Raw genomic sequence first — 17,420 nt, forward strand, 5'->3', positions numbered from 1 at the left:
CGTTGATATGAGCGGAGTTAGAGAATTGAATAGGTGAGAAAATAGCTATTTGCCACCCATTTGCCACCCTAATTTATTTTTGGGTGGCAAGTATTTTTTCAAAGATATCTACACTATCTTTTTTCATCTTCTGTGTCACATGAGAATAGGTGTCCATGGTTGTTGATATTTTACTATGTCCAAGGCGATTTTGAATATCTTTTATATTTGCTCCAGACTCAAGAAGCATGGTTGCATGTGTGTGCCTCAATGAATGGAAATTATATCGTATGCCTAATTCGTAATTAACTATACGACTTAAGTATTTTAAGCTATCGTTGGTAACCAGTTCACCATTTTCTTTTGTGCACACAAAGTTATTTAGTGTATAATACTCGCCATATTTCAGTCTGTTTTCTTTTTGCTTAATGTTATGTTTATATAATATATTAAATAGAGTAGCTCCAATTAAAATTGTTCTATTTGAGCTTTTAGTTTTCGGGGTACCAAAGACCCATTTTTTATCTTTATAGATGAGTATCTTATTAACAGTAATAGTTCTTTTATTAAAGTCTACACAATCCCATGTAAGGCCACAAACTTCAGCAGCTCTCATTCCAGTATTAAATGCGATTTGTAAAGGGATGTAGAAAGAGCTTCCTTCTGGAAATCTTTTAATAATTTGTTTGAACTGTTCTACAGTTACTATTTTTAAGTCATCTACAGTTTTTGGCGTACTATTGTATTTGGGTAATTTAATATAAGTCATAGGGTTTTCTTTAATAAGTTTGTAAGGGAAAATTGCCGTTTTAAAAGCTCCTGATAGTACTCCATAAAAATTTGAAAGTGAACTTTTAGTGTATCCATTCCTATATTTTAAATTAAAGAATTCTTGAAGCTTACTTGGTGAGATTGATTTTAGTTTAAAAACTCCTAAAGCAGGTTTTATATGTTTATCAATAACTATCCTATAAGCTTGTTGAGTATTATATTTGCAATTAATTAAGACATATTCTTTGTACCAATAATCAAAGTAATCAGAGACTGTTATGTTACTTTCCATAACAACAGCACCTGCATTTTCATAGTCTTTAATAGCATTTCTTAAAGCTTTATCAGCTTCTTTTTTAGTTCTAAAGCCTCCTTTCTCTTTTTTTTTTCGCTTGCCATCAACAACACCTAAATCAAAATAGTAAGACCATGAGGTACCTCTTTTTCGTACTGCACCCTTCATTTTTCATAACCACCTTTATATGTTATTTAATATTAGTTTGTGTAAATTAACATAAAAAAAACCGTAAATATTATAAGAAATCATGAAAATAACATAAGAAAACCCATAAGTAATCTGACTTTATCAGATTACTTATGGGTTCCGTGGAATTACTTTGATTTTTCAAAGCAATGGGTTCATGACTTAAAATTAACACAAAAAGAACATAAGGTCAATACATAAATTTGAAAATATTTAAAATCTTCTTGAAATAATTTCATGAATAAAAGAATTATTCCAAGAAAAATAATAAGTTATATATTAACATCTTTATTAAAATTCCTGAATTTAAGCTCAATCAATTTTGTTGGTACTTTTTCTATCTTGGAGATTTCATCTATTGTGTAGTCCTTATAAGATAATAGTGTATCATCAGTAATTAAGAGTCCAGCAGCAAAATAATTCGCTGCTATTTCATATTTGTTTTTTCAAAGAGTGTATAATTTTTAATAAAATATAAGTTATCATGGGTATGGAGTATTGCATGTCCTAATTCATGAGCACATACAACTCGTTTTTCTTCATCTAACATGTTTTTATTTATGTAGATAATTTTATTTCGTTGAAAGTACTGATAGAAGCCGCGTGTATCCTTATGCATTGGTGTTTCGATAATAATGCAATTAAGTTCTTCTGCTATATAAAAAGGATCAGTACTTTTAAATAGTCTTTTGTATTTATCCACCATTTCCTTGATATATTCCATATTAATCCCTCACAAAGATGCCAATCAACTATTTATTCTTTATCTTTTAAGTATTTCTTAGGAGTATATTTCTCTTTATTTTTCATTTTTGCGTGAGCCATTCCCATTTCCATAGCTGTTAATATGCTCTCGATTGCTTCAGGGCAGGCAGGTTCTCCATCAAACATTAAACCATCTGCATTTGAAAGCATATTTTTTGTTTGGTCTAAAACATTTAGTATATCTCTCATATCTTTTTTGTTTAAAGATAGATTATTACTATGACCATCTTCTTTATTTTTAAGAACTGTTTTTATATCAGATCTGCCTATTAAATAATCTAATGATACCTCAAAATAATCAGCGAAATCAGTTAAAGCATTTATTTCTGGTATTCTTTTATCATTTTCATATTGAGAAACAGCTGATTTTGTGAACGTGTAGTTATACTTTTTATTAAAATCACTTATAAGTTCTTCTTGATTCATTCTTTTTTCTAGTCTAAGATCCTTAAAACGTTTTCCAAAAGTATCCAAAGTTAACACCTCCATGAATATATTTTATACTAAATTAACAGAAATATAAACATAATTAACGATAATAAAATAAAAATTTAAATAAATTTCCAAAAATTTCTTGACGATTTCGTTTGCGTTAATTAAAATAGTATTAAAGTTAACGCCAAAATAATTGAAGAAGGAGGGGATATTGTTGAAACCAAATCTTAAACTTAAAGCAACAAGAGTGGAGAAAGGTGAACTTCAATCTGATGTTGCTAGAATTTTAAAAGTATCTGAGCAAACTTATAATCAAAAGGAACTTGGGAAGAGGGATTTCACTTTAAGGGAATGCAAAATATTAGCTAGACATTTTAATAAAACAATGGATGAAATTTTTTTTGTAGACTAAGTTAACAAGAATAAAACTGTCAGTAACATAAATAAAATATAATAGTGGGTTTCGTGGAATTAAAGCAGTAATTGAAGTATTTATAATAAAAAGTTTATAGGATTGAATATGGGGAAAATAATTTATAAATAGCATCATGATAGGTTTTAAAATTTAATAAAAAGGGGTATAGGAGCTATGAGCAGTAATGATTATCTTTACACAGTTGACGAGATTTCTCAGATTCTGAAAGTAAATAAGAACTTTGTTTATGATCTTATTAAAGCAGGTCATATAATAGCATTAAAATTGGGAAGATATAAAATAACAAGACTTGAGCTTTTAAGATTTTTAGAAGAAAGCAATGGAAAAGATTTTTCAGATGTAAATGATGTTAAGGAACTGGTATTTTAGTTGATTAGCTAGGGTATTGAGAATAGGGGTTCATGTAATGGGATATGCTATAAAAAATATTGATTAAGGGGATGAATTAATGGAGCTTTTTTTAAAAGGTCAAGGAATGATTAGTATCTATGAAATTCATGAAGGGATTAAGGTAGTGATGGCAAGGGAACTTCATAAAGGACTTGAAGTAAAAACAGCATTTAAGGATTGGATAAATAGAAGATTAACAGAGTGTGATTTGATAGAAGGGGATGACTTTAGCTCATTTTTGAGCGAAAGTTCAGGAGGTAGACCAAGTAAGGATTATTTATTGAAACTAGATGCAGCGAAAGAAGTTGCTATGATGGAAAGAAATGAAAAAGGGAAAAAATATAGAAGATATTTCATTGAAGTAGAAAAGAAATATAATCAACAAGTTCTCAATACTAAAAATCTAAGTCCTCAACTTCAGCTATTAATAAAAATAGAAACGGAACAAAAGAGAATAGAGGAAAATGTTAATAGTGTGAAAAAAGAAACCATGGAGGTTAAATCAGAACTTCAAGAAATGAAGGATACTATAATTATTAATCCTAAAGCTGATTGGAGAAAGAAAACCAATCAACTCATAGCTAAAATATGTACAACTATGAATGATTATAAAAAACCAAAGGATAAAATATACTCAGCACTTGAGGAAAGAGGAAGATGTAATCTAAATCTAAGGCTCAATAACTTAAAAGTAAGAGCTCTTTCCAATGGAACAGCAGCTAGTAAAGTTAAGAAATTAAATATATTGGATGTTATAGCTAATGATGCAAGGTTAAAAGAAATTTATATAGCTATTGTTAAAGAGTTTGCTATTAAATATAAAGTTTGATAAGAGAGTGATGGAGAGGGTGTTATGGCTACTTACAGAGTTATTAAGGACAAAGATAATCCGTTTGTAATGATTAATAAACATGGTATTTATGATAGTAATTTAAGTTGGAAAGCTAAAGGACTATTGATGTATTTCATGAGTAGACCGGATAACTGGGATTTTCATGAAGTAGAGATTAAAAAACATGCTAGAGATGGAAAAGATGGTATTAAATCAGGAATAAAAGAGCTCATAAATAATAACTACATAAGAAGAACCAGAACAAGATATAATAATGGCAAATTTAGAGGATGGATGTATGAAGTATACGAAGTACCTTTTGAAGAGACAAAAACAACTGGTGATGAGTGCAAAAATAAACATAAGAGTGTTGAGCCCATAATGGGAAAGCCGACGTTGGAAAATCCGACAACGGGAAAATCGACGGTGGTAAACCCGCCAATAATAAATAATGAATTTAATAATAATGATTTAAATAATAATAGATTTATAGTAAATAATGAAATAAAGAAGCTTAAAGAAGTGGAGGAGAAAGAAAGAGGGGTTAATCATGGGGATAGAGGAGACAGTAGAGAGAATAAAAGATCAAGTTCAATTAAGAGAACAGAGGAGGAAAGAGATAGAGAAGAGGGAAGGAGTGGGGATGGACAAGCCTTATTCAATGAAGAGGACCTTATATAGTTGCTCTAAATGCAGAGATACATCCTGGTTATTGATTGATGGAAAAGCAAGAAGATGTGGTTGTTATGAGATAAAACGGTTAAAGAGAATATGGGAGAAGTCAGGAATAAGCCTAGAGCAGAAAGAGATGACATTTAAAAGCTTCAATGCATATAGTAAAGAAATTAAGAATGCAAAAGATACAGCTACAAAGTACTATATAAACTATAAAGTCATTAAAGATTCAAGAAATAACTCAATTGTATTTTTAGGACAAGTTGGCAGTGGCAAAACTCATTTGAGTATTGCCCTGGCAATTAACTTCATAAACAAAGAAATTCCTGTTATATATATGCCCTATAGAGATGTAATTATGAATATAAAGCAAAATATACTGGATTCCATTTACTACAGAAAAACCATTGAAAGATACCAAAAGGCAGAGATCCTTTTAATTGATGATCTTTATAAAGGCAAGATAACAGAAAGTGATATTAATATCCTCTTCGAAATAATTAATTATAGATATCTGAATAATAAAGCAATAATAGTAAGTTCAGAGAGAAGTATTGATGAAATACTTAGAATAGATGAAGGTATTGGTAGCAGAATATATGAGATGTGTAAGGGATATTTGGTGGAGATTAGGGGGAAAGGGAATAATTATAGGGTGAGAGGGTAAAAAGGTTTGAAAAATGCTAATAAGTAAAGAAGAGTAGAACAATTATAGGATTGATATAGTTAATAATTATGTCAATCCTAAATTTATTAAAAGTGACTTTTTCAAATAGCTACAATTTACTTGTTGAAATTCCCAAAAAGTAAGACTAAAATAAGAATAGAGTAAATAAAAGGTTTATATAAAAGAGGTGAATTTGTGGAAGTTAAAAAGTTTTATAGAACACAGAGAGAACTTGCTTATGCAATTAACAAGCTGATTGATGCTTATTGGAATGATGAGATAAGTGATGAACTAATTATTCAAAAGATAACTGACTTATACACAAATAATCCATCCAAAGTTTTAAAAAATGATGACTTTACAACTATTCTTAAACAACAATGTGGAAAGAGAAGATTAGAAGTAGTAGGAAAAATATTGGCATAAGTATTAGATAGATAAAGACTAATGGGAGGAATACGAAATGATAACAGGCGAATTGAAAAGCAAGATTGATAAAATTTGGGAGATATTTTGGACAGGAGGTATCACGAACCCTCTATCTGTAATTGAACAGTTCACGTATCTTCTTTTTATAAAAGGACTAGATGATAAGCAAAATGATTTAGATCAAAATGCAGAATTATTAGGTATTGAAGCAGAAAAGATATTTAAGGAGGACCAGCAAAATCTTCGTTGGAAGAATTTCAAACAACTTGGTGCAACAGAAATGTATGAGGTAGTTTCAAAAAAGGTGTTTCCTTTCATAAAGAATATGCATGCGGATAAAGATTCAGCTTTCTCAAAATATATGGATGATGCTATTTTTATGATTCCAACACCTCAGATGCTTGAAAAGATAGTAACAAATGTAGATACACTACCTATGGGAGATAGAGATGCTAAAGGAGATTTATATGAGTACTTGTTATCAAAAATAGGTTCAGCAGGTACTAATGGTCAATTTAGAACACCAAGACACATTATTAAGATGATGGTTGAACTTATGAAACCAACACCAACGGATATTATTATTGATCCTGCAGCTGGTTCAGCTGGTTTCTTAGTCGCGGCAGGTGAGTATTTACAGAAAAACAATGAAGATTTGTTTACTGTTCAAGAACTAAAAAGACACTATAATGAAGATATGTTCTTTGGCTTTGATATGGATAGAACTATGCTTCGTATTGGTGCAATGAATATGATGCTTCATGGAGTAGAAAGTCCAAATATTGAATATAGAGATTCATTGTCAGAGCAAAATAAAGACACAGAAAAATATACACTGGTACTTGCAAATCCACCATTTAAGGGTTCACTTGATTACGAATCGGTATCAGCTGATTTATTAAAAGTTACAAAGACAAAGAAAACCGAATTACTTTTCTTATCACTGATACTAAGAATGCTTAAAAAAGGTGGAAGATCTGCAACTATAGTACCAGATGGAGTTTTATTTGGAAGTTCAAAAGCACATAAAACAATTAGAGAAGAGATTGTAGAAAATCATCATCTACATGGAGTTATATCAATGCCAAGTGGAGTTTTTAAACCATATGCAGGAGTATCAACAGCAATATTAATATTTACTAAAACAGGAGCAGGTGGTACTGATAAAGTTTGGTTCTATGATATGAAAGCAGATGGTTTCTCTTTAGATGATAAACGTCAACTTATTGAGGATAATGATATTGAGGATATTATTAAAAGATATCACACACTTGAGAATGAGGTTGATAGAAAGAGAACAGAACAGTCATTCTTTGTTTCAAAAGATGAAATTAAAGATAATGATTATGATTTGTCTATTAATAGATATAAAGAGATTGAATATGATGAAGTTGAGTATGAAGATCCACAAGTGATTTTAGATAAAATTATTACTAATGAGGAACAAATAATCAACAGTTTAAATGAAATTAAGGAGTTGTTATAATGAAGACCGTTAATATTACTAAAGTTTGTGATATTGAAATTGGAAAGACTCCTGCAAGAAAAGAAAATTCATATTGGGGAAAAGGAGCTAAATGGATTTCAATTTCTGATATGAAGACAAAATATATAAATAATACTAAGGAAGAAATAACAAATAAAGCTATCCAAGAATCTAAAATCAAGTTAGTACCTCAAAATACAGTAATCATGAGCTTTAAACTTTCAGTTGGGAAAGTAGCAATTACAGGTGAAAATATGTATACAAATGAAGCTATTGCAGCATTTCATATAAAATCACCTGAAGAGCTTAGTTTTGAATACTTATATTATGCGTTACAAACTTTAAGACTTAATGAGAATACAGATAGAGCAGTAATGGGATTGACTTTAAATAAGAAAAAATTAGCGCAATTAATGATACCTCTTCCACCACTTCAAACACAAAAGAAAATCGTTGAAGTCTTAAAAAAAGCACAAGAACTTATTGATTTAAGAAAGAAGCAAATCGAATTGTTTGATGAGTTAATTCAAAGTGTGTTTTATGATATGTTTGGTGATCCTGTTACAAATCCTAAGGGGTGGGAAGTTAAAAGTTTAAAGGATTTTGTTAAAATTGATACTAATATGATTAGTGAATTTAGTGATTATCTAGATTATCCACATATAGGAATAAGCAATATTGAAAAAAACACTGGTAAACTTATTAATTATAAAACTATTAAAGAAGACAATGTTATTAGTGGGAAGTATTATTTTGGTCCTGAACATATTATTTATAGCAAGATTAGACCAAATCTAAATAAAGTTGCATTACCAAATTTTAAAGGTCTTTGTAGTGCTGATTCGTATCCGCTTTTAGTTAATAAATCTAAAGCCAATAGATTCTATGTAGTTCAAATATTACGTTCTGAGTACTTTTTAAATGAAATATTGAAGCATAGTAACAGAACCAATATTCCCAAAGTGAATAAATCACAACTAATGACATTTGAATGTATATTACCACCTGTTGAGTTGCAAAATCAATTTTCGCAAAAGGTTCAAAAAATCGAAGCACAAAAAGAACTAATGCAACAATCACTAACTGAAATGGAAAACAACTTTAATAGCTTAATGCAAAAAGCATTCAAAGGGGAGCTGTTTAATTAATTTAAAGGAAAATTAAAGATGGGGGTGTAATATGGAATATAATTTTAGCTTTCTAAAGAAACATAAATTGTATGATAGCTTCGCGGGGGCGTGCATAGAAGCTGAAAAAAGTTTGGTAGTTTCTTATGCGACTACGGCAATATTAACTCGTAGAGCTTTAGAATTAGCAGTTAAGTGGGTGTTTAGTTACGATGAAGAACTAAGCGCCCCATATCAAGATAATTTAGCAACATTGATACATGATTACTCCTTTAGAGGTATTATTGATGTGAAGTTGGTACCTATGCTTAAATATATTCAGCAGTTAGGTAATAAAGCAGTTCATACAAGTTCTCCTATAACTAGAGATCAAGCTGTACTTGCTCTTAGAAATCTGTTTGAGTTTATTTCATGGGTTGATTATTGTTATTCTGATGAGTTAAATGAAGTTGAATTTAATGAGGATATACTTCAGGATAATGAAGGGGAAAAGAAAACAAGAAAAGAGCTTAATGACCTTTATGAGCGATTAGGTTCTAAAGATAAAAAGCTTGAGGAGCTTATTAAGCAAAATGAAGAGCTAAGAAAGAATATTACTGCTAAAAGAATTGAAAATGAGCAGCAACGTAATTTCAATGTAGATGAAATTAGTGAATTTAAAACTCGAAAGATGTATATAGATTTAGAGCTTCAACTTGCAGGATGGACTATTGGGGTAGACTGCAGAGAAGAGGTTGAAGTTCAAGGAATGCCTAATAATACGGGTGTAGGTTTTGTTGATTATGTTCTATATGGAGATGATGGAAAGCCACTAGCAGTTGTAGAAGCAAAGAAAACTAGTGTTAATCCGAAGTTAGGAAAGCAACAAGCAAAACTTTATGCTGATTGCTTAGAAAAAGAACATAATGTAAGACCAATAATATTTTATACAAATGGGTTTGAATATTATTTATGGGATGATGTTAGTTATCCAGAGCGTCCAGTTTCAGGTATTCAAAGTAAAAGTGAATTAGAGTGGATGATATTTAAACGTAAAAATAAGAGTTCATTGAAAACTCCTTATATTAAAGATGAAATTACAAATAGACCATATCAAAAGATGGCTATTCAAGCAGTTTGTGATACTTTAGAAAAAGGTCATAGAAAAGCTTTGCTTGTTATGGCAACAGGTTCAGGTAAGACACGTACAGCTATTTCTATTGTAGATGTTTTAATAAATAAAGGGTGGGTAAAGAATGTTCTTTTCTTAGCAGATAGAACAGCTCTAGTGAGACAAGCCAAGAAGAATTTTAAAAACCTTTTACCTGAGTTGTCATTATGCAACTTACTTGATAATAAAGATAATCCAGAAAGTCGTATGGTATTCTCAACTTATCCAACTATGATGAATGCCATTGATGATACTAAAAGCAAAGATGGTTCAAAGCTATTTAGTCCAGGTCATTTTGACTTAATTATTATTGATGAATCTCATAGAAGTATATATAAGAAATATCAAGCTATATTTGATTACTTTGATGGTATTTTATTAGGACTTACAGCAACACCAAAGAGCGATATTGATAAAAATACTTATGAGATATTTGACCTTGAAAATAATGTTCCAACGTACGCTTATGAATTAGGGGAAGCCATTGATGAAGGATATCTTGTACCTTACCATACCATTGAAACTAAGATGAAGTTCATGGAGGAAGGTATTCATTACGATGATTTAAGTGATGAAGAAAAAGAGCAGTTTGAAGAAACCTTTGACGAAGATGTAAAAGACATTAGTGGAGAAGCATTGAATTCTTTTCTATTCAATAACAACACAGTAGATACAGTATTGCAGACTTTAATGGAAAAAGGGATTAAAGTTGAAGGTGGAGATAAACTTGGTAAAACAATTATTTTTGCTAAAAATAAAAAACACGCTGAGTTTATAATGAAGAGATTCGATATTTTGTATCCCGAGTATAGAAGTAAATTTGCTAAACCTATTTATACAGATATAAAATATGTAGATACTTTAATTGAAGATTTCTCAACAAAAGAGAAAATGCCACAAATTGCTGTATCTGTTGATATGCTTGATACTGGAATTGATATACCTGAGTTAGTAAATTTGGTATTCTTTAAGAAAGTACGTTCAAAGTCAAAGTTCTGGCAAATGATTGGAAGAGGAACAAGACTTTGTGAAGATTTATTTGGTGTAGGGATAGATAAGGATGGATTTAGAATATTTGACTACTGTTCAAACTTTGAATATTTTAGACAAAATAAGAATGGAAAAGAGGCTAAGATTACTAAATCTTTAACTGAGAATTTATTTAATATTAAAACAGAGGTTGTTAAAGAACTTCAAAGACTTGATTATCAAACAGAAGAATATACTTCACATAGAGAAAGCCTGGTTGTGGAATTGCTTAACTCAATAGTACAAATTGATGAATCTAAATTTAATAGCAGGATGAATATAAAGTATATTCATAAATACAACACAAAGGAAGCATGGAACAATATTAATGACAATGATATCCGTGACTTAGAAGAGCATATTGCTCCTCTAATACCAGCAATAGATGATGATGAATTAGCAAAGAGATTTGATTATCTAATGCTTACTATTGAATATGCAGATTTAAAAGGAATATCCGCATCTAAACCTAAAGTTAGGGTTGTAACAACTGCTGAGAAATTATCATATAAAGGCAGTATTGAAATGGTAAAACGCCAAGAACATCTTATTACAAAAGTTCAAACTGATGAATTCTGGGAAGATGCAGATATATTTGAATATGAGATAGTAAGAAAAGCCTTTAGAGATTTAATTAAGTTTCTTGATAAGAATATTGGAGCAATTTATTACACTAACTTCACTGATGAAGTGATGGAAGTTAACGAAAACGTTGGTGAGTATACAGTTAATGATTTGAAAAGCTATCGTAAGAAAGTAAATCAATACCTTAAAGAACACCAAGAAGATATAGTTGTGTATAAGCTTAGAAATAATAAAAAAATATCAGAAGATGATATTAAGCATTTAGAGGGAATTCTATGGCAAGAGATAGGGACAAAAGAGGATTATGTTAATGAATATGGTGAAGAACCTTTATTAAAACTAACATCAAAAATTGTAGGACTTGATCCAGCTGCAGCAAATGAAGCTTTTTCAGACTTCTTATCAGATGAGACTCTTAACTCTAATCAAATGGAGTTTGTTAAGCTTATAGTTAACTTTGTTGTTTCTAATGGGATAATTGATAAAAAAGTTCTTAATGAACAACCATTTAATAAATTTGGTAATGTAGTTAATCTTTTTGAAGGTAAGATAGATGTTGCTAAGAGCATAATTAAAAAGATTGATGAGTTGAACGCTAGGATTGAAGTAGGTTAATATTATTAATTAAGTTTTTATCAGAACTGAAATTACTTCTTAATGCATCTGTGTGAACGCACAGGTGTATTTTTTTACATATAAAAGTGGAATATTAAATAAAAGCATGTACTGGCAAGCTAATTACATAATAGGAGTATAATATTAGAGAGTAGGGATGCTTTTTATTTCAAATTTACACAATAATGTCAGAGGTTGTTTTATAAACTAAAACATGTCTTTTCATAGCTGAATAAACGCTAAGTCTATAGTGTGTTTCAAATGATTCTACAAGAATTATAGATTTTAATCAAAAAGGAAGGAGCATATAAAAAATTGATATAATTTGAGTGAAAATATGTTATAATAGGTAATAAATATTAGAATAAGTAAGAGGTGAACATGAAAATTTTAATAGATATATTCAATTTGTGGAAATTAAATAGCTTTAGAAATATTGTCATTTGATCAATCTATGATTTGATACTATCTAGTTGGGTAATAATTTAAGTTCGGTGGGTCAATAATTTATCAAAATAACTTAACCATTCCATAAAATGTTCAATTACGTGACCTATATTTGCAAAAATGTTTATGTACAAGCAATGGATGGAGGTAGCTTTATAAGATAATGTAATCAGTTTATTTTTGTTAAATGTAAGTAGTTTATAAGATGAGATATATTTCGATAATGTAATATTTTAGTTTTTATGCATTGCATTAAATAATCCAAAATAGAGATTTTGATACAATCAATAGAGAAAATAGTTACATTAATTTTCGTAAAAACTATCGAGGGATTTATTTGAGTATTTGCTATATTATTACAGAAAGGGTGAGTATTAATGAATTTGAGAAAAGATGTGATTGAGCTTTGTGCTTATTTTTTTGAAGTGCTTATCAAGCAATTCTTAGCTGTGGAAAATAATATACATAAAAAGTCAGGACTATTATCATTGTTTAAGAAAATAAACTTCTTGGATAGAGCAACTGATTTTAATTCTCTAATGGAAAGGGCTGTTGAGTTAAGAGATAACTTATCAATTAGTGACGATATAAAAGGTGACTCTGAAATATACTCAATGGCAGTTAAATTAAAAGATTGTCTTGCCATATACATTATGATGCTAGAAAGCCAAGTTAAAATTAATACTAGTTTAGACCACAAAGCACATGGTGAAAAGTATGATAGGGATGAATATGAGAAGTGCTTAGTGCAGTTTGATGTGTGTCGTCTTACTTTAAAAGCAAAATTAACAAACTTATATTCTCTTTATGAAGAGGCGATTAAAACTCAAATAGATACTCAAGAAGTAAATCAGATACAGTTAAAAGAAGAGAGTAATTTAGAGTTAACTAAAGAACTTACTAAAGAGGAAAAGTTAAAAAATGAAGCATATAACTTGATAATGGTTGCTCGTGCGTTTGCATACACATCAACAAATATTCTCGAAAATTTTCCAATAGAATTTGATATACTAAGAGAATTAGATATGAAAGAATCATATGAGTTTTTCCTTAGTGTAGCATGTGTAGGACTTGCTTTTTCACAAATGAAATTTGAATTTGATAATAACAGTTTATATATTCTTTCACATGCTATAAAAGATAATTTAGATAAAATATATTCAGATGATGAACTATCAAATGCTTATTATAGTATGGCAAGATTTCTTGAAGAATGGGATGATTTAGTTAGTAAAAGTGGATTAGATGTCAGAGATTCTATAGGAGTTTGGGTTTTAAGTAATTCTTGTAAATATGTTAGAGCAAAACGAACTGTCAGAAAAAAACTCTGTGAAAGTAGGGTATCGAGTGTTTTAGGTAATACAGTATTTAATGAGTTTGGTCCATGGTGGAAAAGTGAATTTACTGAAAAAAGAAAGGGAAATGAGAAAATAAAAATATTTTAAGGAAGTAGGTATGGCAGAGTAGTATGTGACTATTCTTTTTTTTGAGCAAGCAGGGAACAATGGCATTCACCCTGCAAGGGTGACAGTCATAACTCTCATTATGATGAATTAAGAGAAGGTGCCTTTGAAAAATAGAGTAGTAAAATGAAGGAAAATCTCGTTTCTCTAATTTGTGAAACGAGGAATGGCCATATGGACTAAAGATTTACACGCATTTTCTAAATTAAAGGATATTTAAACCATATTCATATTAGATATCTATTAAAAATATCAGACAAAGCACTTCACACCATACACTCACAAGTTCATTCTTGGTGAGAAAAGCTGTGTCTTCATTACTAAGAGGATACTTTGGACAACCTTACCACCTACTTTCATTTCTTAATCAAAAAGATATAACAAATTCATATACCAAAATAAAATCCAAATCATACGCAGCCGGTAACCTAGTCCAAAGGGCAGCAGAACCAGTTGGAAATTTCAAAAGATAGTTATTGTAAGAAAGTATATTAATATAATAGACAAATTTTGAAAAACTTGAAGGATAAAGAATATTTTTGTAGTATATTAAATTGTATACAATAATTCAACTAAGAGCTATCATAAAGGGGGATACAAATGACTGCTGAAATAGGAATTTTAAATAGACAAGGGGTTGCTTTAGCAGCTGATAGTGCCGTAACGATAAACTCAGGAGGTCAAATGAAAATCTTAAATACTGCCAATAAATTATTTTCTTTATCTGAAAATCAACCAATTGGTCTTATGGTGTATGGTAATGGAGATTTTATGGATGTACCTTGGGAAATAATAATCAAATTATATAGAACTAAATTGGGAGAAAAAACATATAATACTTTAAAAGAATATTGTGATGATTTTTTTGATTTCATAATTAATGATAATAGGTTTAGTAATAAGATTAGTGAGGAAAAATATATATATGTTACAGTTAATAACTTTATAAAACATTTAGAAAGAAGAGTTTATGAGCATATTAATAGTAATTATGAAACTACACCAAACACAGAAGAAATATGCAAAATATTAGATAGTGTCACTAAACAAGAATTAATTGAAATAGATCGTATTCCATTTTTGCAAGGATTCGATTTTAACTATTCAATACCATTTTTAGATAAATACAATTATATAATAGAAAAGGTAATAAAAAGTAACTTTGATTTTGAAATTAATGCTGATTCAATTGGAAATATTAAGCAGACGATTGTATTCTTAATTACAAAAGATATATTTAACAATTTTAGTGGAGTTGTAATAGCTGGTTATGGAGAGAATGAAATCTTCCCATCACTATATGAGTACCATGTTGAAGGTATAATTGATAAGAAATTAAAATATAAATTAAACGAGGAGAACCACATACAAGCTTTAGGTGGTAATGATAGTTCAACTGCTTCTATTATGCCATTTGCTCAAAAGGAAATGGTTCATAGTTTACTAACTGGGATAAATCCTGATGTATATCAATTTATTGCAAATAATTTACTAAATGTATTTGGTGATTTTTCGAATTTAATAGAAAGACTCTTAAAAGAAAATAATGTTACCTGCGAGTTAGATGCTTCAGTAAAAGATAACCTTAATAATACTGGAAAAGATATATTACAATCTATTCTTAAAACAATTCAAGATGTACAAAATGAGAAATTCATTCAACCAATAATTCAGATGGTATCAATGTTACCTAAAGATGAACTCGCGTCTATGGCTGAATCATTGGTTAACATAACATCATTCAAAAGAAAATTCACTTTAGATGCTGAAACAGTTGGAGGACCAATTGATGTGGCAGTTATATCTAAGAATGATGGTTTTGTATGGATTAAAAGAAAGCATTATTTCAATAAAGATTTAAATTATAGATTTTTTAAAAATCACTAGGGGGAGATATAATGTTTAATATGCAAGACTACAAGAATGAAAGTAAAAATGAACAATGTTTTTTTGAAACAAATTCAGAACACTCATATGAACTTTTTAAGAAAGAAAAGATTTATACAGACCATTATATGAAAGATAAAATCTTTAAAGAGATTTTGAAAGAAAAAAATAATTAATATTTAGAACTATTTAGTAAGAAGGGCACATTGGCATTCACCCTGCAAGGGTGACAGTCGCATCTCGCATTATGATGAATTAAGAGAAGTTGTCTTTGGAAAATAGGGTAGTAAATTGAAGAAAAATCACGTTTCTCACTATGGGAAACGTGATTTTAAATATTACGATGATGTAATTGATTACAGCCATTTCTACTGCACTAGGGGATGTTTTAGCAAGGAGCTAACTTCCAGTTATCTCCTAGGAGACCTGGAGTGTAAAATTTTCCAAACACAATGATTTACAAGTATCACTCATAATAAATATCTAATAAGAGCAATAAAGGCGTACTGGTATTCACCCTGCAAGGGTGACAGTCACTTCAAGTAAAAGGGGGATGGGAAAAGTGATTAATAAGTTGAATTTGCTTGATGAGGTTGTTAAAATTTACGGTAGCTGCACAGCGTTGCCTAAACGACCAAATAAGTTATACCATTATACAAGTGTTTATGGCATATATAATATTATTAAAAGCAAGAGTTTTTGGCTTACGAAGAGTGATTTTTTAAATGATGAGAAAGAACTTGTTTATTTTTATGATATTTTAAAAGAGGTATTGGAAGAAAATAATTTTAGTAATATAAACTTTGATTTTATTAAGTGGCTACAGGAGGTTGGTAATGAAACATTAGAAAATACTTTTATTCTTAGTTTTACAGTAAATAAGGATTCATTACCTTTATGGGAGATGTATGCAAATGGAAGAGGATATAATTTAGAGATCTATTACGATAAATATTTTAATGAATTATGGAATCAAAAAGCATATGTATCTTCTGTTAATAAAAATAATGAGAAGATATATTTAGACAGAAAAAATGACACTAAGCAATTTTGTGGGGTATCGGATTACGTTTTATATGACAAGCAATCACAAAAAAATAGAATTAATGAACTTTTAATGGGACTGGATTATTCAATAGAATTTATGGATAAATATCCAGGCGAAATAGAGTACCATATTATTAGCGAGATGAAATCTAGAATATTAAGTGAGATTATTAATTGCATGATGTTATATAAGGATGAATATTTTTCATATGAAAAAGAGTACCGTATAGCATATAATATTTCTAATTGTAACGAATTAGGAATTGTAAGACACCGAGTAAGAAATGATATAATTATCCCATATATAGAATTAGGATTCGATAATAATGTTATAGAATCTATTGCAATAAGTCCAAGATTGAAAAATGATGTTATGGCAATAAAAGGATTAAATTCATTTGTAGATTCTGTTAATAAAATTAATAAGTTGAATCAAATAAAAGTTGTATTTTCAGAATGTTCTATTAGATAATTATTTCAAGTTATATATATGATTGATGAGAAATTATATAAAATTGAAATAAAAATAGTGCCATAAATATGACACTATATATCTTGAATGTGAAATCCATGAGTATTTATTTTAATTTTCTATTTAGCCTCCCTGAATGAATCAGGGATCTATTTCTTTTACTTTTTGTAAGTAAAAGAAATACGTAGCTCAAATCCTAGAGCTTTTAGTATTAAAAATAAATTCATGAATTTCACCTCTATTCTATTT

Annotated in this window: 16 protein-coding genes; 13 read left to right on the forward strand and 3 right to left on the reverse strand. The window is 29.4% G+C overall.

The genetic code is table 11. From position 1 onward, the window contains the following. Positions 1-73: 73 nt before the first annotated feature. From KDK92_RS16270 to KDK92_RS16280, 3 genes are all read right to left on the reverse strand, one after another. Positions 74-1,213, reverse strand: a complete 1,140-nt coding sequence (locus KDK92_RS16270) for a tyrosine-type recombinase/integrase (RefSeq protein ID WP_250860400.1) — start codon at positions 1,211-1,213, stop codon at positions 74-76. Between the two features lie 448 nt (positions 1,214-1,661). Continuing rightward, positions 1,662-1,958, reverse strand: coding sequence for an ImmA/IrrE family metallo-endopeptidase (locus tag KDK92_RS16275; protein WP_250860401.1), 297 nt, complete (start codon positions 1,956-1,958; stop codon positions 1,662-1,664). Positions 1,959-1,990: 32 nt separating this feature from the next. Beyond that, positions 1,991-2,473 (reverse strand): helix-turn-helix domain-containing protein, encoded by a 483-nt coding sequence (locus KDK92_RS16280; RefSeq protein WP_250860402.1) that lies wholly within the window; start codon positions 2,471-2,473, stop codon positions 1,991-1,993. A gap of 175 nt (positions 2,474-2,648) precedes the next feature. On the opposite strand from KDK92_RS16280, the gene KDK92_RS16285 reads away from it, so the two are divergent. The 13 genes from KDK92_RS16285 (at position 2,649) to KDK92_RS24830 (ending at position 17,171) form a co-directional block, all read left to right on the forward strand. Beyond that, positions 2,649-2,846: a helix-turn-helix transcriptional regulator gene (locus KDK92_RS16285; RefSeq protein WP_250860403.1), complete on the forward strand. Its 198-nt coding sequence runs from the start codon at positions 2,649-2,651 to the stop codon at positions 2,844-2,846. Positions 2,847-3,023: 177 nt separating this feature from the next. After that, complete coding sequence (locus KDK92_RS16290; RefSeq protein WP_250860404.1) at positions 3,024-3,239, forward strand: helix-turn-helix domain-containing protein; 216 nt, start codon at positions 3,024-3,026, stop codon at positions 3,237-3,239. Between the two features lie 79 nt (positions 3,240-3,318). After that, complete coding sequence (locus tag KDK92_RS16295) at positions 3,319-4,089, forward strand: antA/AntB antirepressor family protein (protein WP_250860405.1); 771 nt, start codon at positions 3,319-3,321, stop codon at positions 4,087-4,089. 24 nt (positions 4,090-4,113) lie between these two features. After that, a complete protein-coding gene (locus KDK92_RS16300) occupies positions 4,114-4,773 on the forward strand; it encodes a helix-turn-helix domain-containing protein (RefSeq protein ID WP_250860406.1) in 660 nt (219 codons plus the stop codon). Further along, a complete protein-coding gene (locus KDK92_RS16305; RefSeq protein WP_250860550.1) occupies positions 4,754-5,434 on the forward strand; it encodes an ATP-binding protein in 681 nt (226 codons plus the stop codon). The genes KDK92_RS16300 and KDK92_RS16305 overlap by 20 nt, the downstream gene beginning before the upstream one ends. A 195-nt stretch (positions 5,435-5,629) precedes the next feature. Beyond that, the gene (locus tag KDK92_RS16310; RefSeq protein WP_250860407.1) at positions 5,630-5,860 is read left to right on the forward strand and encodes a TIGR04540 family protein; all 231 of its coding nucleotides are present in this window, start codon (positions 5,630-5,632) and stop codon (positions 5,858-5,860) included. Positions 5,861-5,897: 37 nt separating this feature from the next. Next, positions 5,898-7,349: a type I restriction-modification system subunit M gene (locus tag KDK92_RS16315; RefSeq protein WP_250860408.1), complete on the forward strand. Its 1,452-nt coding sequence runs from the start codon at positions 5,898-5,900 to the stop codon at positions 7,347-7,349. Continuing rightward, positions 7,349-8,497, forward strand: a complete 1,149-nt coding sequence (locus KDK92_RS16320) for a restriction endonuclease subunit S (RefSeq protein ID WP_250860409.1) — start codon at positions 7,349-7,351, stop codon at positions 8,495-8,497. Before KDK92_RS16315 ends, KDK92_RS16320 begins: the two co-directional genes overlap by 1 nt. 31 nt (positions 8,498-8,528) lie before the next feature. Then, positions 8,529-11,855 (forward strand): DEAD/DEAH box helicase family protein, encoded by a 3,327-nt coding sequence (locus KDK92_RS16325; RefSeq protein WP_250860410.1) that lies wholly within the window; start codon positions 8,529-8,531, stop codon positions 11,853-11,855. 824 nt (positions 11,856-12,679) lie between these two features. Next, positions 12,680-13,747 carry a hypothetical protein gene (locus tag KDK92_RS16330; RefSeq protein WP_250860411.1) on the forward strand — a complete coding sequence of 356 codons (1,068 nt, stop codon included), beginning with the start codon at positions 12,680-12,682 and terminating at the stop codon, positions 13,745-13,747. Positions 13,748-14,365: 618 nt separating this feature from the next. Continuing rightward, the gene (locus KDK92_RS16335; protein WP_250860412.1) at positions 14,366-15,652 is read left to right on the forward strand and encodes a hypothetical protein; all 1,287 of its coding nucleotides are present in this window, start codon (positions 14,366-14,368) and stop codon (positions 15,650-15,652) included. 11 nt (positions 15,653-15,663) lie between these two features. Then, positions 15,664-15,828, forward strand: a complete 165-nt coding sequence (locus KDK92_RS16340) for a hypothetical protein (RefSeq protein ID WP_250860413.1) — start codon at positions 15,664-15,666, stop codon at positions 15,826-15,828. Positions 15,829-16,214: 386 nt separating this feature from the next. Further along, positions 16,215-17,171: a DUF2971 domain-containing protein gene (locus KDK92_RS24830; protein WP_250860414.1), complete on the forward strand. Its 957-nt coding sequence runs from the start codon at positions 16,215-16,217 to the stop codon at positions 17,169-17,171. Positions 17,172-17,420: the final 249 nt, after the last annotated feature.

This window comes from Oceanirhabdus seepicola, from assembly GCF_023684385.1.
Classification (GTDB): Bacteria; Bacillota; Clostridia; order Clostridiales; family Clostridiaceae; genus Oceanirhabdus; species Oceanirhabdus seepicola.

Excerpts from the sequence above, each read along its gene's own strand:
- KDK92_RS16270 (WP_250860400.1), bottom strand. The coding sequence starts at position 1,213 with ATGAAGGGTGCAGTACGAAAAAGAGGTACCTCATGGTCTTACTATTTT.
- KDK92_RS16275 (WP_250860401.1), bottom strand. The coding sequence starts at position 1,958 with ATGGAATATATCAAGGAAATGGTGGATAAATACAAAAGACTATTTAAA.
- KDK92_RS16290 (WP_250860404.1), top strand. The coding sequence starts at position 3,024 with ATGAGCAGTAATGATTATCTTTACACAGTTGACGAGATTTCTCAGATT.
- KDK92_RS16295 (WP_250860405.1), top strand. The coding sequence starts at position 3,319 with ATGGAGCTTTTTTTAAAAGGTCAAGGAATGATTAGTATCTATGAAATT.
- KDK92_RS16300 (WP_250860406.1), top strand. The coding sequence starts at position 4,114 with ATGGCTACTTACAGAGTTATTAAGGACAAAGATAATCCGTTTGTAATG.
- KDK92_RS16305 (WP_250860550.1), top strand. The coding sequence starts at position 4,754 with ATGAAGAGGACCTTATATAGTTGCTCTAAATGCAGAGATACATCCTGG.
- KDK92_RS16315 (WP_250860408.1), top strand. The coding sequence starts at position 5,898 with ATGATAACAGGCGAATTGAAAAGCAAGATTGATAAAATTTGGGAGATA.
- KDK92_RS16320 (WP_250860409.1), top strand. The coding sequence starts at position 7,349 with ATGAAGACCGTTAATATTACTAAAGTTTGTGATATTGAAATTGGAAAG.
- KDK92_RS16325 (WP_250860410.1), top strand. The coding sequence starts at position 8,529 with ATGGAATATAATTTTAGCTTTCTAAAGAAACATAAATTGTATGATAGC.
- KDK92_RS16330 (WP_250860411.1), top strand. The coding sequence starts at position 12,680 with ATGAATTTGAGAAAAGATGTGATTGAGCTTTGTGCTTATTTTTTTGAA.
- KDK92_RS16335 (WP_250860412.1), top strand. The coding sequence starts at position 14,366 with ATGACTGCTGAAATAGGAATTTTAAATAGACAAGGGGTTGCTTTAGCA.
- KDK92_RS16340 (WP_250860413.1), top strand. The coding sequence starts at position 15,664 with ATGTTTAATATGCAAGACTACAAGAATGAAAGTAAAAATGAACAATGT.